The sequence below is a fragment of the Halomonas sp. IOP_14 genome (assembly GCF_021021315.1).
Taxonomy (GTDB): Bacteria; Pseudomonadota; Gammaproteobacteria; order Pseudomonadales; family Halomonadaceae; genus Vreelandella; species Vreelandella titanicae.
In genome coordinates this window covers 1-22,834 of sequence record NZ_JAINWD010000006.1, presented here as the reverse complement: position 1 = coordinate 22,834, position 22,834 = coordinate 1, and the positions used below count along the sequence as shown (strand labels likewise).

At 53.4% G+C, this 22,834-nt stretch carries 19 protein-coding genes, 1 tRNA gene and 1 pseudogene; 11 read left to right on the top strand and 10 right to left on the bottom strand.

The annotated features are described in order from the left end of the window. Positions 1-30 precede the first annotated feature (30 nt). The 3 genes from iscR to K7H09_RS05935 all read right to left on the bottom strand — a co-directional run bounded on the left by iscR (position 31) and on the right by K7H09_RS05935 (position 2,374). Entirely contained in the window at positions 31-498 is a 468-nt protein-coding gene (gene iscR, locus K7H09_RS05945; RefSeq protein WP_022520074.1) for a Fe-S cluster assembly transcriptional regulator IscR, read from the bottom strand. 78 nt (positions 499-576) lie between these two features. Beyond that, positions 577-1,440, bottom strand: coding sequence for a serine O-acetyltransferase (gene cysE / locus K7H09_RS05940; RefSeq protein ID WP_138800467.1), 864 nt, complete (start codon positions 1,438-1,440; stop codon positions 577-579). A gap of 169 nt (positions 1,441-1,609) precedes the next feature. Continuing rightward, entirely contained in the window at positions 1,610-2,374 is a 765-nt protein-coding gene (locus K7H09_RS05935) for an RNA methyltransferase (RefSeq protein WP_230804107.1), read from the bottom strand. A gap of 179 nt (positions 2,375-2,553) precedes the next feature. Between K7H09_RS05935 and K7H09_RS05930 the strand changes: the two genes are divergently transcribed. After that, positions 2,554-3,348: an inositol monophosphatase family protein gene (locus K7H09_RS05930; protein ID WP_009288412.1), complete on the top strand. Its 795-nt coding sequence runs from the start codon at positions 2,554-2,556 to the stop codon at positions 3,346-3,348. A gap of 131 nt (positions 3,349-3,479) precedes the next feature. Here the strand turns inward: K7H09_RS05930 and secF are convergent, their stop codons facing one another. From secF to K7H09_RS05900, 6 genes are all read right to left on the bottom strand, one after another. Next, complete coding sequence (secF, locus tag K7H09_RS05925) at positions 3,480-4,406, bottom strand: protein translocase subunit SecF (protein WP_022520069.1); 927 nt, start codon at positions 4,404-4,406, stop codon at positions 3,480-3,482. 64 nt (positions 4,407-4,470) lie between these two features. After that, complete coding sequence (gene secD / locus K7H09_RS05920) at positions 4,471-6,324, bottom strand: protein translocase subunit SecD (RefSeq protein ID WP_027957422.1); 1,854 nt, start codon at positions 6,322-6,324, stop codon at positions 4,471-4,473. Between the two features lie 132 nt (positions 6,325-6,456). Then, the gene (yajC, locus tag K7H09_RS05915; RefSeq protein ID WP_007111584.1) at positions 6,457-6,783 is read right to left on the bottom strand and encodes a preprotein translocase subunit YajC; all 327 of its coding nucleotides are present in this window, start codon (positions 6,781-6,783) and stop codon (positions 6,457-6,459) included. 149 nt (positions 6,784-6,932) lie between these two features. Continuing rightward, complete coding sequence (tgt, locus tag K7H09_RS05910; RefSeq protein WP_027957421.1) at positions 6,933-8,054, bottom strand: tRNA guanosine(34) transglycosylase Tgt; 1,122 nt, start codon at positions 8,052-8,054, stop codon at positions 6,933-6,935. 93 nt (positions 8,055-8,147) lie between these two features. Then, complete coding sequence (gene queA / locus K7H09_RS05905) at positions 8,148-9,179, bottom strand: tRNA preQ1(34) S-adenosylmethionine ribosyltransferase-isomerase QueA (protein WP_230804105.1); 1,032 nt, start codon at positions 9,177-9,179, stop codon at positions 8,148-8,150. Positions 9,180-9,293: 114 nt separating this feature from the next. Beyond that, positions 9,294-10,235 carry a LysR family transcriptional regulator gene (locus K7H09_RS05900; RefSeq protein ID WP_230804103.1) on the bottom strand — a complete coding sequence of 314 codons (942 nt, stop codon included), beginning with the start codon at positions 10,233-10,235 and terminating at the stop codon, positions 9,294-9,296. 147 nt (positions 10,236-10,382) lie between these two features. Between K7H09_RS05900 and K7H09_RS05895 the strand changes: the two genes are divergently transcribed. From K7H09_RS05895 to K7H09_RS05855, 9 genes are all read left to right on the top strand, one after another. Continuing rightward, complete coding sequence (locus K7H09_RS05895; protein ID WP_159176045.1) at positions 10,383-11,882, top strand: M81 family metallopeptidase; 1,500 nt, start codon at positions 10,383-10,385, stop codon at positions 11,880-11,882. Between the two features lie 58 nt (positions 11,883-11,940). Continuing rightward, the gene (locus K7H09_RS05890) at positions 11,941-13,551 is read left to right on the top strand and encodes an ABC transporter substrate-binding protein (RefSeq protein WP_201304173.1); all 1,611 of its coding nucleotides are present in this window, start codon (positions 11,941-11,943) and stop codon (positions 13,549-13,551) included. A 99-nt stretch (positions 13,552-13,650) separates the two neighbouring features. Then, the gene (locus K7H09_RS05885; protein ID WP_230804101.1) at positions 13,651-14,592 is read left to right on the top strand and encodes an ABC transporter permease; all 942 of its coding nucleotides are present in this window, start codon (positions 13,651-13,653) and stop codon (positions 14,590-14,592) included. Next, on the top strand, positions 14,592-15,485 hold the full coding sequence (locus K7H09_RS05880) for an ABC transporter permease (RefSeq protein WP_230804100.1): 894 nt from the start codon (positions 14,592-14,594) through the stop codon (positions 15,483-15,485). Before K7H09_RS05885 ends, K7H09_RS05880 begins: the two co-directional genes overlap by 1 nt. After that, the gene (locus K7H09_RS05875; protein WP_230804098.1) at positions 15,482-17,155 is read left to right on the top strand and encodes an ABC transporter ATP-binding protein; all 1,674 of its coding nucleotides are present in this window, start codon (positions 15,482-15,484) and stop codon (positions 17,153-17,155) included. Before K7H09_RS05880 ends, K7H09_RS05875 begins: the two co-directional genes overlap by 4 nt. Before the next feature lie 34 nt (positions 17,156-17,189). After that, a complete protein-coding gene (locus K7H09_RS05870) occupies positions 17,190-18,359 on the top strand; it encodes a M20 aminoacylase family protein (RefSeq protein WP_230804096.1) in 1,170 nt (389 codons plus the stop codon). Positions 18,360-18,434: 75 nt separating this feature from the next. After that, positions 18,435-18,521: transfer RNA gene (locus K7H09_RS05865), tRNA-Leu, on the top strand. A gap of 229 nt (positions 18,522-18,750) precedes the next feature. After that, a complete protein-coding gene (locus tag K7H09_RS05860) occupies positions 18,751-19,056 on the top strand; it encodes an addiction module antidote protein (RefSeq protein WP_230804094.1) in 306 nt (101 codons plus the stop codon). A gap of 146 nt (positions 19,057-19,202) precedes the next feature. Then, a complete protein-coding gene (locus tag K7H09_RS05855; protein WP_230804092.1) occupies positions 19,203-20,006 on the top strand; it encodes a hypothetical protein in 804 nt (267 codons plus the stop codon). Between the two features lie 307 nt (positions 20,007-20,313). On the opposite strand, the gene K7H09_RS05850 is transcribed toward K7H09_RS05855, so the two are convergent. Next, positions 20,314-22,236, bottom strand: coding sequence for an acyltransferase family protein (locus K7H09_RS05850; protein ID WP_230804091.1), 1,923 nt, complete (start codon positions 22,234-22,236; stop codon positions 20,314-20,316). A gap of 402 nt (positions 22,237-22,638) precedes the next feature. Here K7H09_RS05850 and K7H09_RS05845 point away from each other — a divergent pair. Beyond that, positions 22,639-22,834, top strand: a pseudogene (locus K7H09_RS05845) (IS5/IS1182 family transposase); the annotation flags it as partial.

The window sequence follows — 22,834 nt, the reverse complement described above, 5'->3', positions numbered from 1 at the left end:
GATCAAGGTAATCGGGTTTGTGTCGTGGGGTCAGGGTGAAGAGGCGAGAATGCCTGCCTCGGCACGCTGTTTCTGTCGCGACGCAATACGTATGACATCAGGACGCAGCATCAGTTGTGCCAGGGTCATATCGTCAAGAAAATGGCGTATCTGCACGGAGAGCTCGCACCACAAATGGTGGGTCAAGCAGGTGTCACCCTGTTGGCAGTCAGAGAGCCCCTGGCAACGGGTGGCATCAACGCTTTCATTTACTGCGTCAATCACCTTTGAAACGCTAATCGCGTCCGCAGGCTGCGAAAGCAGATAGCCGCCGCCTGGGCCGCGCACGCTGTTGACCAAGCCTGCACGGCGCAGGCGAGCAAAAAGCTGCTCTAAATAGGAGAGCGATATCTCTTGACGCTGGGAGATATCGCTTAGGCTGGTCGGGCCGTTGTGGGCATGCAAGGCTAAATCGAGCATGGCGGTAACGGCGTAACGGCCTTTAGTGGTCAAGCGCATGGCAAGCCCCTCGACGCTGAAAGCTCAGCGCACTAACGGCAAATGTGCTGCCATTATGGGAAAACCTGAGTGCTTTGGTCAACCATTACGCGGCGGCAGCGTTTCTTGCTCGGCTGATGGTGGAGTGGCCGAGTGCTTGCCAACGCCGGTGCAGCCGGTATCGTTCTCGTCCAGAATGTCGGCAAAATCTTCATCGCGCAGCGCCGGTAACTGGCCGTCACGGTAGTTGTCATCTAGCTTACGCAGGGTAGAGCACATGCGCTCAATGCGCTCATCCACGGCGTGCATATGGTCGAGCATTGCCTGCATCGAACGGGCTACGGGGTCGGGCATGTCCTGGCTGACGCCGTAGGCATCAAAGCCAAATTTTTGGCAGATGGCTTCGCGTCGGGCGGGGTCGACATCCAGTGCTTCTTCCACATCGGGGTCGGCGCGTTTAACGATTTTACCGGGAATACCTACCACCGTGGCGCCCGGCGGTACTTCTTTGGTGACCACGGCATTAGAGCCAATTTTCGCTCCAGCGCCGACCGTAAAGGGCCCCAGTATTTTGGCGCCCGCACCGACAATCACGCCATCGCCCAAGGTGGGATGGCGCTTGCCTTTGTTCCAGCTGGTGCCGCCCAGGGTGACACCTTGATAGAGCGTTACGTTATCGCCCACCAGCGCCGTTTCGCCAATCACCACACCCATGCCGTGATCAATAAAAAACCGCCGACCAATCGTGGCGCCCGGATGAATTTCAATGCCGGTGAGCCAGCGTGAAAACGTCGATAGTGTACGCGCCAGCCACTTGAGATTTTTTTTCCACAGCCAGTGGCCGCAGCGATGCAGCAGTAGGGCGTGCAGGCCAGGGTAGTTGGTCAGCACCTCAAGAAAGTTACGTGCGGCCGGGTCGCGGTCAAATACGCTGTTGATGTCTTCACGTAGACGTTGAAACATGAGGTGTTCCTTGGCGTTATAAAGGCGGCGTCTAGCTATTGAACTATTAGAACGGATTTTTGAAATATCGCCGATTCTTGGAATATCAATAGAGAAATCACGTTAGCAGAATAGCGAAGTTGGGGCACGCAGCATCAACTTCAAGTTTAGCGTTTCCAGCCTAAGTTAGTTACGGTTTGGGCGGTTTGGTGTTCGCCGCCTTTTCGGTAGCCGACAGAATTCCACGCAAAATATTCATTTCCATGCGTTCTGGGCGAGCGCGCAGGTACAAGCGGCGCAGTCTCGCCATTAGCTGTCGTGGCTGATCAGGGTCGTGGAAATCAATGCCAATTAGCGTGCGTTCTAAGTGCTCGAAGTAGCGCTCTAGTTCGGCGTGGGTGGCCAGATCATCGTCATCACTCGGCACAGTTGGAGGTGCATCCGCTTGGCCATCTGATTGGCTTAGCCACGCCATGCGACACTCATAGGCAAGCACCTGAACCGCTGCGGCCAAATTGAGTGAGCTAAAGTCGGCATTGGTAGGAATATGCACATGTGCGTGGCAGCGCTGTAATTCAGCATTGGTAAGGCCGCTGTCCTCGCGCCCGAATACCAGCGCCACGCGGGACTCAGCAGCCTGGCACTCGGCGGGCAGCCGGTCAGCTAACTCCCGCGGTGAGAGCATCGGCCAGGGCAGAGTGCGCGAGCGTGCACTGGCGCCCACGGCCAGGGTGCAATCAGCTACCGCCTCTTCCAGTGAGGCATGCACACTGGCTTGATGAAGGAGGTGGTCAGCGCCGGAGGCACGGGAAATGCTGTCCTGGGTAATCACTTCACAGCGGGGGGCAACGAGGGCTAAATCTGCCAGGCCCATATTGTGCATGGCGCGTGCCACGCCGCCGATATTGCCGGGATGGCTGGTGCCGATAAGAACAATGCGAATGCGCTCAAGCATAATAAGGCTCGGTGAATAAAGAGGGTGATTATTATCGCGTAAAGCGCGCAGTCTAGCATGAGTCGATGGCATGCCCGAGAGTGGTCTGCTAGAATTGCGCGCCAAAGGCGGCACCTGCGCCTACTTATGCTCTATGATTAGCATCACGTTCTTTAACATCACTGTCACAAGGCCCAACCATGAATCCGATGGTCCAATTTACGCTGCGCGCTGCGCGTAGCGCTGTTGAACACTTCCTGCGCGTGCGCGAACGTATTGAGAACGCGCACGATGAATTTAACCTTGACCGCCTGCTCGATGAGACAGCGCGCAAGGCCGAAGCGACGATTGTTCAGCAGTTGGAACGCGGTTATCCCCAGCACGGAGTTACCGGCCGCTTTACCCCGCACCGCGCGGGTGAAGGCGAAGGCGCGGATATCGTCTGGAAAATTGAACCGATGCACGGCTACTCTAATTTAGCCGTTGCCGGCAAGGGCTTTGCACTCTCAGTGGTGTGTCTTATCAAAGGTCGTCCCGAACACGCGGTGATTATCTGTCCGTTCGCCGACGATGAATATATCGCCAGCCGCGGCCGCGGCGCCCAGCACAACGACAAGCGCATGCGCGTTAGCAAGCCTACTGCCATTAGCGGCACGCGTATGGCCATGAGCTTGCCGGAAGTTTGGCTGCGCCCGCGCAATTTACCTGCCTATTTAACCGTTTCACAGCAGCTTGCCCCACAGGTAGAAAACCTGCTGGCCACTGGCTGTGGGCTGCTGGATTTGTGCGAGTTGGCCACTGGGCGAGTGGATAGCGCTTTTGTACTCGGCTTGGAAGAGCAGGATATGCTGGTAGGCACGCTGTTCCTGAAGGAGGCGGGCGCCTTGATGGGGACGCCGGACGGCCAGCCCACGGTGAAAGTGGAAGGACAGCTAATGGCAGCCGGGCCGCGTCTCTATAAAGCGCTGATCAAGCAGCTCACGCCGCACTTTTAAGTAGCAATGCTAAGCTGTTAAAGATAAAAGCTTTACAGACGACCGTTTTTTTAAAGACAAAAAAAGCCCCTGCTGGATTCCCAGCAGGGGCTTTTTTGTAGGCTAAATAAGAGGAGTATAGAGATGCGCCGTTAAGGCAGCTCTTCCTCTTCTTCGTCGAACTCTTTCTTGGTGGGAATCAAATCTTCTCGCGACAGCTTCAGTGGTAGCAGTAGCGCCGCAGCAATATAGATAGACGAGAACGTACCCACAACGATGCCGACCAGCAGCGCAATGGCGAAATTCTCAATCATATCCCCGCCCAATAGCAGCAGAGCGAGCAGTACCAGAATGGTGGTGCCCGAGGTTGCCAAGGTGCGCGAGAGCGTGGCGTTAATCGCTTCGTTGAAGATCTGCGGCATATCGTCGATACGCGAAGTGCGGATGGCTTCGCGGACGCGATCATAAACCACGATGGTATCGTTCAACGAGTAGCCGATAACTGCCAGGATGGCTGCCAATACGGTAAGGTCGAAATCGAGCTGAAACAGAGCGAACACGCCCACTACGATAATCACATCGTGCAGCAGTGCCAGCAGTGCGCCAATCGCAAACTTGTACTGAAAGCGGAAGGCCACATAGAGCATGACCACGCCGAGCGCTACCAGCAGACCCAAGCCACTCTGGTCACGCAGTTGGTCACCTACCTGGGAACCAACAAACTCAGAGCGAACAAGGTCAACGCTATTACCACTCGCGCGTAGCAGGTTTACTACCTCGCCGCCTACATCAGCGTCAAACGCCTGCTGGAGACGAATCAAGACTTCGGTTGATGCCCCAAAGGTTTGCACCGAGACATCTTGAAAGCCGCTCTCTTCGAGCAGCACACGAATAGCGTCCAGGGAGGGCGCAGCGCCGTAGCGCACCTCAATCAGCGTACCGCCAGTAAAGTCCAGCCCTAGGTTGAGCTGCTGGAACAGGATGGCGCCAATCGACACGATCAGTAACACAGCGGAGACGGCAAACGCGATGTTGCGCCGTCCCATAAAGTCGATTCGCAGGTGTGATAGGGGTTTCATTACCACCTCTTCAGTTCTGGGCTAAGCACGTGGTTTAAATTCATGCTTTTCAAATCCATGCTCTTTAAATCCACAGCTTTTTGACGGGTTTGCTGCCATAGGCCAAGTTGACCATGGCGCGAGTCACCATCAGAGCGGTGAACAGCGACGTCAAAATGCCGATAGAGAGCGTGACGGCGAACCCTTTCACCGGGCCGGAGCCAATCGAGAACAGGATAACGGCCACCAGCAGTGTGGTGATGTTAGCGTCGACGATGGAGGTGAAGGCGCGCTCATAGCCGGCTTGAATCGCTTGCTGAACCGACATGCCGTTACGCAGCTCTTCACGTATTCGTTCGAAAATCAGCACGTTGGCATCTACCGCCATGCCCAGTGTCAGTACGATACCGGCAATACCTGGCAGCGTCAGCGTGGCGCCCAGCATCGACATCACTGCGACCAACAGCGTTAAGTTCAGCGCCAGGGCGATATTGGCAAACACGCCAAACACCTTATAGCGCACCAGCATAAACAGCACGACCAGCAGCAAGCCAATCTGTACCGAGAGCAGGCCCCGCTCAATGTTTTCAGCGCCCAGGCTTGGCCCAATGGTGCGTTCTTGGACGAAGTAGATGGGAGCCGCAAGGGAGCCCGAACGCAGCAGCAACGCCAGCTCAGCGGCTTCTGTCGGCGAATCCAAACCGGTGATCCGAAAGCTGTTGCCAAGCGCACTTTGAATAGTGGCCAAACTGATCAGGCCGCGCTCAACGTAAGGCTCCCGCTCAATGGTCTCTTCGCCCGTTTCCGGGTCGACCACCACGGTGTCTTCACTCTTATGCTCGATGAACAGCACCGCCATATTGCGGCCGATATTGGTGCGTGTGGCGCGGTTCATTAGCGTGCCGCCGGTGCCGTCCAGATCAATATTGACCTGCGGGCGACCATTCTCATCAAAGCTGTTGCTGGCACTGGAGACGCTATCGCCGGTAATGATCACGTCGCGCATTAGCTCGGCAGAGCGCGAAGGCTCATTTCGGAAGGTGAGGGTTTCCGTTTCGTTATCCGGCGTATCGTTGCGCGCTTCCAGGCGGAACTCCAGGTTCGCCGTTGCGCCGACAATACGCTTGGCCGCCACGGTGTCCTGGATGCCCGGCAGCTCCACCACGATCTGGTTGGGGCCTTGGCGCTGCACCATGGGCTCAGCCACGCCCAGCTCATTGACCCGGTTGCGTAGGGTGGTCAAGTTCTGGTTGATCGCGTAATCCTGAATTTCGTTTACCGATTGATCGCTAAGCGTCATTACCAGCGTTGAAGCGCGGCCATCGCCTTCACTGCTGTATTCAAACTCAGGAAAGTCACGGCTGATCAGGCTGCGGGCCGTATCGCGGTCTTCGGCGCTGGCAAAATCGATCGACAGCGTGCGCTCCTCGATATCGGTATTACGATAGCGAATCCGCTCGTCGCGTAGCAGCTCACGCATGGCGCTGGCGTTGACTTCCAGGCGCTGGGTAAGCGCGGCTTCCATATCCACTTCGAGCAGGAAGTGCACGCCACCGCGCAAATCAAGGCCCAGCGTCATGGGGGAAGCAGAGAATGCCTGTAGCCATTCTGGCGTTGCTTCGGCGAGGTTTAGCGCTACCGTCGCATCATCGCCTAAAAGGTCAGCGGCAATGTCGCGAGCAGGAAGTTGATCGTCATCGTGGCGTAAACGAATAAGCCACTGCCCGTTCTCTTCTTCGAGGGCTTTGATCTCAATATCGTGTTCGCTGAGCGCGGTTTCAACACGGTCTATCTGACGCGCATCCAGCGAGTCGCCTTGGGCGCTGCTAATTTGGATGGCGGGATCTTCGGGGAATAGATTGGGAAGCGAGTAGATAAGGCCAACCACCAGGACGACCAGTATCAGCAGATACTTCCACAGGGGGTAACGGTTGAGCATGCAAGCCCTGCCTTCAATTACAAACGGAATGCTGTGCACGGACACGCCGCGCACAGCAAAGTTCACCATCATTCATACCATGTCACCCCTGCCGGGGTGGCTGGCACTGGCTCGGCAGGGGTATTACAAGGTTTAGATGGACTTGATGGTGCCTTTAGGCAGTACGGCGGCAACGGCGTTCTTCTGCACGTTAACTTCGGTGCCTTCAGAGATCTCGATGGTCAGGAATTCGTCGCTCACCTTAGTGATCCGACCTACCAAACCGCCGCCAATAACGATCTCATCGCCTTTGTCCAAGTTGGTGACCAGCTGCTTGTGCTGCTTGGCGCGCTTGGCTTGCGGGCGCCACAACAGGAAGTAGAAAATCAGCACGAAACCGACCAGCATGACGATTTGCGCAATACCACCGCCAGCGGCGGCTTCTTGGGCATGGGCTGGTGAGATGAAGAAATCCAGCATTGCAGAGAACTCCTGAGTTAGAAAAGCTTAGGTTTTTAGATGCTTGGTTTTTGAAAGCTTGGTTTTGAAAACATGGTTTTTAAAGCATAGTTTTTAAAACATAGCCAAACAGTTTAAACCACGCGCCAAGGCGCGTGGCGATTAATTCGTCAGGGCTGGCTTAGCGGAGGCACTGGCAAGCCACGCCGTGCATAGAAGCCTTCCACAAAGGTCGTCAATGTACCCGCTTCAATTGCCGCGCGCAAATCGGCCATCACACGCTGGTAGTAACGTAAGTTGTGGATGGTGTTGAGCATCGAGCCGAGCATTTCATTGCAGCGATCCAAATGGTGCAAGTAGCCCCGTGAGAAATTCTGGCAAGTATGGCAATCGCACTCTTCATCGAGCGGGCGGGTATCAAAACGGTGCTTGGCGTTACGAATTTTGACCGTGCCTTCCGAGGTGAACAGGTGGCCGTTACGCGCGTTGCGGGTGGGCATTACGCAATCGAACATATCCACACCCCGGCGCACGCCTTCTACCAGGTCTTCGGGTTTGCCGACGCCCATTAGGTAGCGAGGCATCTCATCGGGCATCCAGGTGGGCAGGTAGTCGAGCACCTTGATCATCTCTTCTTTCGGTTCGCCGACGGAAAGCCCGCCAATCGCCAAACCATCAAAGCCGATTTCCAGCAGCCCTTTGAGTGAGCGTTCGCGCAGCTCAGGGTGCATGCCGCCTTGAATAATACCAAACAGCGCGGAAGGGGAGTCGCCGTGGGCATCACGCGAGCGTTTGGCCCAGCGCAGCGACAGCTCCATGGATTTCTCAGCTTCGTCAAAGGTGGCCGGGTAGGGCGTACACTCGTCAAAGATCATCACCACATCGGAGCCCAGCGAACGCTGAACCGCCATGGACTCTTCCGGGCCCATAAAGACTTTGCTGCCATCCACAGGCGAGCGGAAGTGCACGCCCTGCTCGGTGATCTTGCGCGTCTCACCGAGGGAGAAGACCTGAAAACCGCCGGAGTCGGTCAGAATCGGTTTGTCCCACTGGGCGAAGTCATGCAGGTCGCCGTGAGCTTCAATCACCTCGGTGCCAGGGCGCAGCCACAGGTGAAAGGTGTTGCCTAGGATGATTTCGGCGCCGATCTCTTTGACGGAATCCGGCGTCATGCCTTTCACCGTGCCGTAGGTGCCTACTGGCATAAACGCCGGGGTCTCCACTGTGCCACGGGGGAAGTGGAGGCGGCCACGGCGCGCACGGCCATCGTCGGCCAGGCGCTCAAAGCGCATAAAGCATTCGTTTCGCATATAAAGTAACTCGTTAATCTCGTTCGTTTGGCGCGACGGGTGCAGGGCAAGCGGGTCAACAATCAGCAGCAATACCTAGCGGGTCAACAGCATGGCGTCGCCATAGCTAAAAAACGCATAGCGCTCGGCCACTGCCCGTTGATAGGCGTGCATGATGGTGTCATAGCCCACAAAGGAGGACACCAGCATTAGCAGCGTCGATTCCGGTAGGTGGAAATTGGTAATTAAAGCATCCACGCAGCGCCACTGGTAACCGGGGTAGATAAAAATATCGGTATCGCCACTAAAAGGCGCGATCTGCCCGTCGCTACTTTTCATGCAGGCGCTTTCCAGGCAGCGCACGCTGGTGGTGCCCACTGCCACCACCCGCTTGCCTGCTGCCAGGGTCTCGCGCACTTGCTGGCAGGTAGCTTCCGTGACCTCAATCCATTCGCTGTGCATATGGTGTTCAAGGATGTTGTCGACGCGCACCGGCTGAAAAGTGCCCGCGCCCACATGCAGCGTCACAAAGGCACGGTTAATGCCTTTATCGGCAAGGGCGTCCAGCAGTGGCTGATCAAAATGCAGCCCGGCGGTCGGCGCCGCTACTGCACCATCACACCGGGCATAGACGGTTTGGTAACGCTCACGGTCGCTGAGTTCGTCTTCGCGGGTAATATACGGTGGCAGTGGCATATGGCCGTGCTTTTCAAGCAGCGCGATCATCGGCGTATCGCCTAAAAAGCGCAGCTCGAACAGGGCATCACGGCGGCCTTCTACGATGGCGTGAATATCGCCCTCGAAAATCAGCTCGGTGCCGGGCTTCGGCGACTTACTCGAACGAATATGCGCCAAGCCACGGTGAGCATCCAGCGGGCGCTCCAGTAACATCTCCACTTTGCCGCCGCTGGCCTTATGGCCGTGCAGGCGCGCCGGAATCACCCGGGTGTCGTTAAACACCAACAGGTCGCCGGGCTCCAGAAGCTCAAGCAAATCGGGAAAGCGGCGGTGTTCCAGCGCGCCGCTCTGGCCATCCACGCACAGCAAACGGCAGTCGCTACGCTGTTCAGAAGGGTAGCGAGCAATTAATTCGTCGGGTAGTTCGTAATGAAAATCGGAGCGTTGCATGGAGATGGAAACGTTTCGCTAGGAGAGTGAAGAGAGCCGAGCGTCATACCCGGAGAAAAAGTCCATACAGGATACTCGACTACTTGTTTGAAGTCAGGCGTATCACTCAGAGGTTTATATCGAGGTGGTGGAAAAGGGGTAAATTCGACAGATTTCGTTGATTAATCGAGAGGCTGCGAGCGATAGGGGTCGATGCTGCCGCACGATGAGGTGTGATTCGGCCTCGATAAACACCTGATGGGCGATGGGTAGCGCTACAAGCTGGCTTCGTGCAAGTTCATGTTTGAGCGCCACCGCTGGCATAAACGTCACTGCGTGCCCAGCGCTTACGTACTGTTTAAGGGTTGCTAGCGAGTTGCTGACTAGGCTAGGTGTAAAGTGGCGTTTATCGATTATTTCCACGGTGTCGACTAACTGACGCAGACCATATCCCTTGGATATTAACCCCAGAGGATATTGGAGAACGTCGTCCAGTGAGAGTGGCAAGGATCGCTTATTTAAGGGGTGGTCAGGATGCATAACCGCACATACCGGTTGACGCGCTGAGGCGATCGATTGAACACCAGGTAAAAGGCGTGGAGAGTAGGCCAGCCCTATATGTGCATCACCTTCCATAACCCGCGTGACTACCTGATTTACGCTCGCGTGGGTCACTTCAAAATGCAGTTTCGGGTGTTGCTGGGAAAAATTATTGATCACTTCGCTCATAAGCGTGGCGCTGTAGCCTTCGCTAATCGCTAAGCGAAGCGATCCTCGGCTGAGGTTGTCGAGCTCGGAAAAATCACTTAGCAGTGCAGATTCAGCGGCTTGGCGCTCTCGATGAAAATCAAGCAGTAACTCCCCCGCTTCGGTGGCGCGTACACCTCGCCCATGCCGCTCCAACAGCCTTACCCCCAGTTCCGCTTCCAGGCGTGCGATTTGACGGCTAATAACGGAGGCTTCGATATCCAGTTTGTCCGCCGCGCGACGGATAGAACCTTGCGTCATCGCCTCAAAGGCGTAGCGCATTCGACGCGAATTAAACCCTTCATTATTCAGCGGTGCGTGAGATGACATGCCAGATACCGGTGGTTGGGAAGCAGCGTTGCTCAAAGGGCAACAGTTTCATCATGCATCGGTCATTGCTTGTCTGTCTATGCCACGCCTAGAGTGAAAAACATGATGCTGCTGCACTGCGTCATATACTTAAGTCTAGGAGAAGGGATGAACATTCTGATCGCTGGATTTCAGCATGAAACTAATACGTTCGCACCTACCAAAGCCACCTACGCGAGTTTTGTTCAAGGAGGTGGTTTTCCCGCGTTATGTCGAGGTGAAGCTTTACTTGAACTCGAAGAAGTAAACATACCCATTGGTGGGTTTATCACGGCGGCTAAGACGGATGGGTATCACCTTTTGCCGATCGTATGGGCTGCTACAAGCCCTTCAGCGCACGTCACTAAAGACGCTTTTGAACGCATTGCCGGTGAAATAACTGCCGCTGCCTCGTCTAGAGCTTTTGACGCTATTTATCTCGACCTACACGGCGCAATGGTTTGCGAACATCTTGCTGATGGCGAGGGTGAACTGTTGGCTAGACTGCGTGAGATCGTGGGCAGCGAACTACCGATAGTGGCTAGTCTTGACCTCCACGCCAATGTTACCCAGCGCATGCTTGAAGCCGCGACGGGCCTAGTGGCCTTCCGCACTTATCCACATGTGGATATGGCTGAAACGGGCGCCCGCACCATGGCGCTGCTCAAACGTATCTTCGATGGCGAGACATTGCACCTCGCATCGCGGCGCATTCCTTTCCTTATTCCTATCTCCGCTGGCAGTACCTTTCTTGAACCTGCCCAGAGTGTCTATCACGGGCTTAGCGAACATGACCAGCGCAGTAACGGCGTGTGTTCATTCGCTGCTGGCTTTCCCGCAGCGGACTTTGCTGAATGCGGCCCAGTCGTTTGGGGGTATGGACCCGGCCGTGAGCGACTAGAGGCTGAAGTGGCGCGGCTTGCTGACGAAATCGTCACTCTTGAGGCGCGCTGGAAAGTCCCTTTCCTGACGCCTAAAGAGGCCATTGCTGAAGCGATGCGGCTTGCTAATGGTGAAAGCCGACCAGTGGTTATTGCTGATACCCAGGACAACCCGGGTGCTGGGGGCGATGCAACCACTACCGGTATGTTGCGTGCGCTGGTGGAAGCGGATGCCCAAGACGCCGCCTTAGGGTTGATTTGTGACCCTGAGGCGGCTGCCAAAGCACATGCCGCGGGTGAGAGCGCGCGCATTTTCCTGGCGCTGGGCGGTGAGCCAAGTGTTGGCGATGCACCACTGGAAGCCGAGTTCGAGGTGGTGCGCCTGAGCGATGGCCGCTGTCGTTTCGACGGCCCAATGATGCACGGCAATCAGGTCGATCTTGGCCCCAGTGCGCAGTTAAGAGTAGGCGGCGTGGCGATCTTAGTGACCAGTCGTAAGAGCCAACTACTAGATCGCAACCTGCTGCGCATGGTGGGTATTGAACCTGAGATGAAGAAGATTTTAGTGCTCAAAAGCTCGGTGCATTTCCGCGCCGATTTTCAGCCCATCGCCGCGGCTATTTTGATCGCCAAATCGCCCGGCCCAATGGCGGCTGACCCCGGTGAGTTGCCTTGGCAATGCCTGGCACCGGGTATCCGCACTCGCCCCATGGGGGAGCCTTTTGTCCCTCCAGCGGAGGCTTCCTAGTCTGATGTGATTAGCCACTCTGAGTAGTTCCACCACCAAGAAAAAAAGAGGTATCGCGATGCAATCTACAGTAGTGATTAAATCGTCTCCTGGCATGGTTCGAACCCTGCTAAGTGCAGCGCTGCTTGGCCTTGGTGCCATGTCATTGGCTGCCGAGAGTCAGGCGCAAACCGTCAACGCGGTGATGCACTCGGGGGTACGGATCATTGATCCAATCCTCACCACGGCGCATATCACCCGTAATCACGGCTATATGGTTTTCGATACCCTGCTCGGCATGGATGAAGAGTTTCAGCCGCAGCCGCAGATGGCCGATTGGGAAATATCCGACGATGGCATGGTGTACACCTTCACGCTGCGCGACGGGCTCACTTGGCACGATGGCGAGGCGGTCACCGCTGCCGATTGTGTGGCTTCGCTTGAGCGTTGGGCAAAGCGCGATTCCGGTGGCTTGATGTTGATGAATCATGTCGAATCGCTAGAAGCCAGCGACGAACACACCATTACCCTGACCTTATCTTCGCCGTTCAGCTACGTTCTCGAGCTGCTTGCCAAACCCTCTTCTGTACCCGCCTTTATGATGCCCGAGAGGCTAGCCAATACGAGCCCCGAAGAGGCTATTCCAGAGCAGATTGGTTCGGGGCCGTTCCGGTTTGTCGTCGACGAATTTCAGCCGGGTAATCGGGTGGTGTATGCCAAGTTTGAGGAGTATGTGCCTCGTGATGAGCCGCCAAGTTGGACCGCGGGTGGCAAGGTGGTCAATGTTGATCGTGTTGAGTGGATCACCATGCCGGATCAGCAAACCGCTATTAACGCACTAGGCAGTGGCGATATTGATTTTATAGAGAATGTGCCGCTTGATTTGGCGCCGCTGCTTGAAACCAATGACGACCTGACCCTTGAAACACTTAGCGTGATGGGCAGCCAAACCATGGGGCGGATGAATTTCCTCTACCCTCCGTTTGATGATGTGCGTATTCGCCAAGCGGCGATGCTGGCGATGAATCAAGAGGATGTGCTTGCTGCCCTGATTGGCAACGCTGACTACTATGAAACGTGCGGCTCTTTCTTCGGTTGCACAACGCCATTAGGCAGCGATGCTGGCACCGATACATGGATGGCTACCGGCGACCTTGACCGAGCTCGTGAGCTACTGGAAGAGGCGGGGTATGACGACACCCCAGTGGTTATCCTGCAGCCCACTGATGTCGCAACTGTCTCTCCCCAGCCGGTGGTAGCTGCGCAAGCGCTGCGCCAGGCCGGTTTCAATGTTGAGATGCAGCCGATGGACTGGCAGACCCTGGTAACGCGGCGTGCCAGTCAGAATGATCCGGCGGATGGAGGCTGGAACATGTTCTTTACCAACTGGATTATTCCTGAAGTCTGGAATCCTATCGTCAACCCGATGCTCAACGCCCAAGGGCGAGAGGGTAGTTTCTTCGGCTGGCCCAAGGATGAAGAGCTGGAAGCCATGCGCCTGGATTTCGCCATGGCTGAGAGTGACGAAGAGCGAGAGCGCATCGCAGAAGCGATCCAAGTCCATGCGCTTGAGCAAGTTATCTATGTGCCGCTAGGCGACTATCGCTCGGTCTCCTCCTGGTCCAACCAGCTCGGCGGTGTGCTCAAAGGGCCTGTGCCAGTGTTCTGGAATATGACTAAGAGCGAATAAGGCTTTGCCAGTGCGTGAGGGACACTACGTTCGCGAGTGAGCCTGCGCACTGACCTTATTATTCGACCATGCCTATCCACAACACATAGCAGGTGTCGCATGTTCGCTTACTTCATTCGCCGTATTTTAGCTTCGATCCCCGTTATGCTGGTGGTGGCGCTGTTTGTCTTCCTATTGCTGCGCCTCTCGCCAGGCGATCCGGCGGCAATTATTGCTGGGGACATGGCGAGCCCCGCTCAACTCGCCAATATTCGAACGGCATTAGGGCTCGACCAGCCGCTGCATATCCAGTTCTTTGTTTGGCTTGGAGAGCTGGTAAGCGGCAATTTCGGGACATCGCTGATTTCCCAGACCCCAGTACTGACGATGATCGGGCAGCGCCTAGAACCGACCGTCAGTTTGGCGGTGGTGGCGATACTGTTTACCGTGGTTATCTCTGTTCCGCTAGGGGTCATCGCCGCCTGGCGCCATGGGCGCTTTCTCGACAACCTGGTGATGTCGGCCTCGGTAGTAGGTTTTTCGGTGCCGGTATTCGTGATTGGGTATTTATTGATTCAGCTGTTTGCCCTTGAACTGGGCTGGCTGCCGGTGCAGGGCTTTCGAAGTCTTAGCGAGGGAATTGCCCCTTTTGCCAGTCGCATCGTGCTGCCAGCGCTGACGCTCTCTTCGATCTATATCGCGCTCATCACGCGTATGACCCGCGCCAGTATGCTTGAAGTCCTTGACGAGGATTATATCCGCACCGCCCGCGCCAAAGGACTTGCCGAGCGTGCGGTGCTCTTCCGCCATGCCCTGCGTAATGCGGCGGTACCGATCCTGACCGTGATCGGTACCGGCTTTGCACTCATGATTTCTGGGGTCGTGGTCACCGAGAGTGTATTCAATATTCCCGGCCTGGGGCGGCTGATAGTGGACGCTGTACTGGCTCGCGACTACCCGGTGATCCAGGCGTTGATTCTACTCACTGCCGGGCTCTACGTGATTATCAATCTACTGATCGATTTCTCCTACGCGATCACCGACCCGAGGATTCGCTACTGATGCATGCCTCGCACTCCCACTTTACCGTCGCCCCCGAAGGGCGCAGCGTTAGCCGCCTACTGTCGCGGCTAAGCCAGACTCGCCCGCAGGGAGTTACCCTGGCCGCTGGCCTTGTGCTGATCTTGATCGTCGCTGTCGCCCTGTTTGCGCCTTGGCTTGCGAATCATGACCCACTGACGCTGTCTCCCGCTAACCGCCTGAAACCCATGGGGAGTGAGTACTGGCTCGGCACCGACCCTTATGGTCGTGATCTCTACTCACGGATTGTCTATGGCGCCCGCGTGTCGCTGACTGTGGGGCTTGGGGTGGCCGTAACCAGTATCGCGATAGGCCTACCACTAGGGTTGTTGGCGGGTTACTTCCGAACCATTGACGCGATATTGATGCGCATTATGGATGGGTTGATGGCAATCCCTGGCATTCTGCTGGCGATTGCCATTGTCTCACTTACCAGCGCCTCACTATGGACGGTGATGATCGCGATTATGGTTCCCGAGATCCCCCAAGTGGTGCGGCTGGTGCGTTCGCGGGTACTGGCTACTCGCGAAGAGTCGTTCGTGGAGGCCGCGATACTGATGGGAACCTCCACACCGAAGCTGCTGTGGCGTCATTTGATGCCGAGCACGCTGGCCCCGCTAATCGTGCAGGGCACCTATATCTGTGCCTCCGCCATTCTCACCGAAGCCATTCTCTCTTTTCTTGGCGCGGGGATCGGCACTGAGACACCTTCATGGGGCAATATCATGTCTGAAGGACGAGTCTACTTTCAGCTTAAACCTTCGCTTATCTTCTGGGCCGGGCTGCTGCTATCGGCCTGCATTCTGTCGATTAACCTGCTCGGCGATAGCGCCCGCGATGCACTCGATCCGAAGATGAAACGGAGGATGTCATGATGGCCGACACCCCGATACTTGAGGTTGAAAATCTGGTCGTCGAGACCGCTGGGCGCAAGCCTACGCGTATTCTGGACGCTATCTCATTCACCATTGGCGCTGGCGAGACGCTGTGCCTGGTGGGGGAGAGCGGTTCGGGTAAATCGGTCACCTCGCTTGCTACAATGGGACTGCTGCCCCCTGGAGCACTGGTCGCCCGCAGTGGGCAGATCCGGCTTGCCGGGGAAAATGTACTCGCCGCCACACCGGCACAATTACGAGCCCTGCGAGGGCGGCATATGGCGATGATTTTTCAGGAGCCGATGACCGCGCTTAACCCGGTGTTAAGCGTAGGCCGCCAGCTTGACGAAGTGCTGTGCCAGCACACCTCACAAACAGCCCAGCAGCGCCGTGCCCGAGTGCTCGAAGTGTTTGAACAGGTCCACCTTCCTGACGTTGAACGTATCTATACAAGCTACCCTCACCAGCTCTCGGGCGGCCAGCGCCAGCGCATCATGATCGCCATGGCACTGCTGCTTAAACCTCAGTTGCTGATTGCCGACGAGCCTACCACCGCCTTGGATGTGACGACCCAGCATCAGATTCTGGCGTTGATCAAGGAACTCCAGCGCGAGCATGGTACCGCCGTGCTGTTTATCACCCACGACATGGGGGTGGTGGTGGATATCGCTGACCGGGTATGCGTAATGCATCGCGGCCAGTTGGTTGAAAGCGGCCCTGTTCGCCAGGTGCTTGGTAACCCCCAAGAGGCTTACACCCAGCGCCTGCTGGCCGCAGTGCCCAGTCTTGTACCACGTGTGCCACGGGAGGCCACAAGCAATAAAACGGTGCTGGAAGTGCAGTCGCTTGAGAAAGTATTCAATACTAGCCAGGGCGTGGTGCGCTGGCTGCGTAAGCCCGTCGTGCCGACCCGCGCTGTGGATGATGTCAGCTTTGTGCTCAAGCGCGGGCGAACGTTAGGTATCGTCGGGGAATCGGGGTCTGGAAAGTCGACGCTGGCGCGCTGCGTCATGCGCCTGATCACTCCCACTGGCGGCAATATTCGGGTCAGCGGTAAGCAGATCACCGAACTGCCCAAATCGATGCTCAAGCCTCACCGCAAACGCATTCAAATGATCTTTCAGGATCCCAATCGCTCGCTTAACCCGCGTATGACGGTGGGGCAGAGCCTGATCGAAGGGCTGACCAACTACGGCATGCCACGCCGCGAGGCCCTGGCTCGCGGGCATGAACTGCTCGAACTGGTAGGCCTGCCGATTGATGCCATTGATCGCTATCCCCACCAGTTTTCGGGTGGTCAGCGCCAACGTATCGCCATCGCGCGCGCATTGGCCATGGAGCCGGAGGTCATCGTGGCCGACGAGGCGGTCTCGGCCCTTGATGTTTCGGTGCAGGCTCAAGTGCTCACGCTGCTCAATGAAATCCAGCTTCGGCTGGGTATTGCTGTGCTGTTTATTACCCACGATTTGCGCGTCGCCGCGCAGATTTGCGACGACGTGCTGGTGATGCAGCGTGGGCGACTGATCGAATATGGTCCCGCAGCACAGGTGCTTGGCCAACCCCAGGCTGAGTACACGCGGCAACTGATGGAAGCCGCACCGGGGCGTGGATGGGACTTCACCGCCGGTGCACCGATTAAACCTCGGGTCAGCCAGGTTGAGGCGCACTGATACTGATGATTCGTCATCCCACATGGAGAACAAGATGACTACGATTGCTCGCATAGAAGAGTACGGCGATGATCTACGCGCTATCCGCCATGATCTGCACGCGCACCCCGAAATTGGATTTGAAGAGCAACGGACTTCCTCCATCGTTGCTCAACTGCTCAAGCAGTATGGTGTTGATGAAATTCACACCGGGATCGCCACCACCGGGGTGGTTGGCTTAATTCATGGACGTCTTGGCCAGGGTAAGTGGATCGGGCTACGCGCCGATATGGATGCATTACCCATGGAAGAAGAGAGCGGGTTGCCATACAGCTCCGTGAATGCGGGGCGCTTCCACGGCTGTGGCCACGACGGGCATACCACCATGCTACTGGGCACCGCCCGCTATCTTGCCGAAACTCGCAACTTCGCTGGCACCGTCGTGCTGATTTTTCAGCCAGCGGAAGAGGGGCTGGGGGGCGCTCGCCGAATGATAGCGGAAGGGCTTTTTGAGCGTTTTCCCTGCGATGAAATCTATGGGCTTCACAACTCTCCTCAACATGCCCCCGGCGAAGTAGCGCTTTGTGCAGGCCCTGCGATGGCGGGTGCCGACTTTTTTGATATTACCGTGACTGGGCAAGGAAGCCATGGGGCGATGCCACACTATTCCCGCGACCCTGTGGTAGTGAGCGGAGCATTGATCCAGACGCTTCAGAGTGTGGTTAGCCGTAATATCAATCCCCACGATCCAGTGGTGCTCTCGATCACTCAGGTGCACTCTGGTTCGGCCTATAACGTTATCCCCCAGACGGCCACCCTTGCAGGCACCGTAAGGACCTTTTCCGACAGGGTTCGTGAGCAAACCCGTGAGCGTATGCGCACGCTGGTCGCTGGCATTGCAGCAAGCTATGAAGTTGATATCGATATCGAGATTCGTGATGTATTCAGCGTGCTGGAGAACGCCCCCATGCAGACGGAGCTGCTCGCCGACGCCGCCCGGGAAATCGTTGGCGAGGCTAATGTAAGCACTGATAATCAGCCATTGATGGGTAGTGAGGATTTCGCGGATATGCTCAAGGTAGTACCTGGAGCATACTGCTGGGTGGGTCACAGCGGCAATGTACCGGTGCATAACCCAGCCTTCGTGCTCGGTGACGATATTCTGCCGATTGGGGCCAGCCTATTTTCAAGGCTGATTGAGAAACGGTTGTCGCCCGGTGCATGAATTTTTACGGACCTAGCTGATAACAGCATGCTTTTATTGACGCGAGGAATAGTGTCTGTATAATTCGCCTCCATTGCCGGTATGGCGGAATTGGTAGACGCAGCGGATTCAAAATCCGCCGCCTTTACGGGTGTGCCAGTTCGAGTCTGGCTACCGGCACCAAATTTAAAATCAGGCGCTTAGGCGCCTTTTTTTGTGTCTGCGGTTTGAGTTTTCCCCTCCTGAATCTGTCCACCTCAATTTTTGGTGCGTACTTTATAGCGTTGACTAGCTATGCTTAGTTTTAGCTGCAGTGCTGTAGCTTCTAGGCTACTATTTTTGTTCTGCTGTGTGTTTGTGCGAGACAGGCTGCCTATCACCTAGCTCATTTTCACAACATGAGGGTGAAGAAATGAAAAGCCATGATGATGCTGTGATTAACATGCTTCGTGAAGATCTTGATATGGCTGTCGATTATCTACGCACCGCTTTTGATGAGTTGGATGAGGAAGGCGGAGAAACGGCCTTTCTAATGGCGCTTAGACATGTGGTGGAGGCCCAGGGTGGAATGGCAGTCGTTGCTGAACGGGCCAAGCTATCAAGAGAAAGCCTGTATCGTGCGTTATCGCCTAAGGGTAACCCGACCTTGCGCACTATGACTGCGGTCATCAAAGCCACTGGCGTACACTTTCATGACTTAACCCGGCAAGCTTCGTGAGCAAATTAGTTAGAAGCCCCGAGATAGAGAGGGCTCGCCGCGAATTGAAGCAAACAAGGACGGGTATCAGCTAGCCCAACGGGGTGTGGATAGATAATATCCAGGGAGGAAGGGCTGTGAATAAACAACTGATTTTGAGTAAGTAAATGCAAAAAATAACAGCAAGAGTTAGAAAGTGGGACTCAAACCATCTTGAGTGGAGCTGGCTATGGGAGTTGGTTCTGTTTGTATCGCTGAACTATATTTATTATTATGTATTTATTTATTTCGTTAATATTGATGGGGATTTTGAAACAAGAGATATTGGTATTGTCGCTGTTGGACTTCTAGCCGCGGGAGTCAGTTTGTTAACATCTTATAATGCCAAAGAGAATGAGTTAAATAAATATAGGGCAAAATGGTGTGATGAAATAAGAAGTATTTCAAATGAATATATTTCTGAGTTGATGTTTTTTAGGGCTATTATGAATTTTAAGGTTTCAGGATATGAATCTTCTCATGGTAAAGTGCTGCACTATATAAATGTATATGACAGTAAGTTTGGAATTGATTTTATTAAAGATATACAAGAGAAAAATTCTAAAATAGATCTTTATTTAATTAGAGGTGAGGAAGATAAGGTGGAGGTGGGAGTGTATAATGATTTTATTGAAGTTCAGAATAAAGTTATCAGCCTAGTGGTGGAGGTGGAGATTTTAGGGGAGTGTGTTAAAAGCGGAAAAATCTTAAAAGGGTTTGATGAAGATGTAGACGCTCTTTACGAGGATTTTAATGATTTTGAAGATGATTTTATAGACCCATTGAGATTCCATGTTGCAGGGTATTTAGATGGCGAGTGGAAAAAAATAAAAGTGGGTGGGTTTAATTATCGAGTGAAAAAAGTGTTTTTACTTTCTTTTATTTCATCTGTCGTTATAAGTTTTTTAAGTTATTTGGAGGTGTTGAATTAATTGAACTGTTTTATTGGTTCTCTATCTATTTGAATAATTTGAAACCTCTCCATTACAGATTCTCACTGAATTCAGGACTCTGAATCTGTCCACTTTTTGTCCACCCCTATTCTATTTGTGGGTCAAACCTAATCGCATCGGCTAAATGGTTGGGTGACAGGGGGGCATAACGCATGGCCACAGCGATGGTTTGTTTAGGTCATACCGGTGAAGGTGACTCAGCCAATGCGCAGCACATTGAACAAAGCGACAGTATCTTCATGGGTAAGGTAAGTGAACTCCTTAAGGTGCCAATCCGTTCATTTTTTTATCTTCCAGCAAAGAGATCCGTCTCCATTATAATAAGGTCGGCTACTCTTTTTGCCCCTTCAACAGACATATGGTCTTCGTCAAAGTAAAAAGAAGTGCCCTCTCTTCCTGCGTAACAAACTTCATCGTCACAGTGGATTTCGTCAACGTGGACACGATCAATGGATTCCGGGACAGCATATGTATTTTCAAAAAAGGTATTAAATGAATCCCACCAATCTCTCGAAAGACCGTGAATACTTCCATTTACTATTCTGTCTGAGTACACAAGCTCTTGAATACTCCATGGTAACTCCGGTGCTTGATCGACATAGATTACCTGTTTTCCACTAGCTGCAATATCTAAAAGCGTGCTCCTTAAGCTGTCAATAATAGGTTTGTATTTATTCTCACTTCTAATTCGAGGTAAATTAGGATAGACCCCCCGTGGGGTTCCCCAAATTTTTGACGCCATACGATAAGACACGATCACATGAGTGAACTCATCACTCTCTATAATATAGTTGACAGTATTATTTGCCCACTCTGAACAAGTCGAACTGTCTGCTTGTCCATACGATGCAGCACAACCGCTAAACGAGAAATGCGCAACGCCAATGTCAGTTCCCTTAACCTGCTCACCTAAAGCGTAAGCAAGTTCAACCACATGGCTGTCACCAAAAACGGCTATGGCTGCACTTTCATTGTTATACCGGCAAGCATCTTCGGGTTCTATTATATGATCTGAGCTAGCGTGGCACACGCTTCTCATCGGGCTCGCCGTTGCTGTTGAAAGATATGAGCTTTGCTCTTCACTTAAGCGAATTCTATCGGGCATGCCATTACTTAAATGTCCATATAATCCAAAAGAAAAAACAGCCAAGGATACGGCAATAGCCGTAGAAAATACTTTTACTCTGCTGTTAATCCAAGAGCCATCTTTTGTTCTGAATGGCCGCTCTACATAGCGCCAGGAGAAATAAGCTAGCAATAATGCTATAAAGCAAAGTGCTAGCATAGTCGTCCAATGAGGATGCGGATATATTTTTATCCTAGCAAAAGCCATCAAAGGTTGGTGCCAAAGATAAGCGCTATAGCTCACCAAGCCAATCCCTACAACGTATTTCAACGAAAGAAACTTATGAACAAGAGTACCGGTAGAACAAAACAATATAATCATCGTTGTTCCTAAAACCGGAACCAATGTGTAAGCTGAAGGAAAAGGTATGTCTTCATTAAACATAAAAACTGAATAAAAGATAAGCACAAGACCGAGTGTGGAAAATGTTTGACTCGCCTTTATTGTGTGTTTATGCATATAAAATGCACACATGGCGCCAATTCCAAGCTCCCAAGCTCGAGTAGGTAATAAATAAAAATTAGCCGATGGCGAGTTTCTCCAGCCCCATTCCGATAATAGTAGACTAATACATGATAATCCAAAAATTACAAAAAATACTGGATGTTTACCAAAGCGCCATAATGCAAAGAGAAGAATGGGAAAGAAAATGTAGAATTGCTCTTCAACTGCTAAACTCCAAGTGTGTAATAAAGGATTTAGCTCAGCAGAAGGAGCAAAGTAATCCTCTTTAGCCCAAAACAAAATATTAGATGAAAAGAAGCTTACGGCTACAAATGCCTGTGAAAAGTCTTTGAATTGTTGCGGTATCATCCATGCATAGGCAAAGGGGATGCAACATAACATAACAAAGAAAAGAGCTGGGAGAATTCTTCTAGCCCTTCGCTCGTAAAATTTAGATATTGAGAAGCAATTATTATCTAAGTCTTTTATTAATATTAATGTAATCAGATAGCCGCTGATTACAAAGAAAACATCAACGCCTATGTAGCCGCCGGAAAACAGTGAAAAGCCAGCATGGAAAAAGATTACAGGTAGCACAGCGACCGCTCTCAATCCATCAATTTCTTTACGATATTCCATTGCCTAAGCCCCATTTTAAATAATTAAAATAAAAGATAAATGGTGAGGTTGTTTTTTAATTTTCAGGCAAGTTTTATTTTAAAGTACAATGCTATGCTCAAAAAATAAATAGGAAGGAAGACTTAGATTGACATGTGGTTTTGACTTGTCTAACTGCCTTTATGTACAGCTATAGACGCAATTCTAAACGGAGAGTTAGACAATAATTTATCAAGGGATCAGGTTGTGGAGATTAAACTGTACAGAGGCGGCATCAGTATCAAAAAAATGAGCCAATATTATGACGAACTTTACTAATACCAATGTTACTTACAGGCACTGGTTAACTAAGGAAGCTCTGAAAAAGTCACTGCCATCAGCGATAATACGGCTATCGTCAACTGCATAGGATTCAGTGCTGCCATGGATCAAATCACCTTCTCAGAAGCCGAGTACCAGAACAAGAAGCGAAAGACCCGCCGCGAACTCTTTCTGGAGCGGATGGACAAGCTGATCCCCTGGACGCAGTTGGAGAAGAAGGTAGCCCGTTATTACCCTAAGGGCGAGAGCGGGCGGCCTCCGTATCAATTGTCTGCCATGCTCCGCGTCCATTGCATGC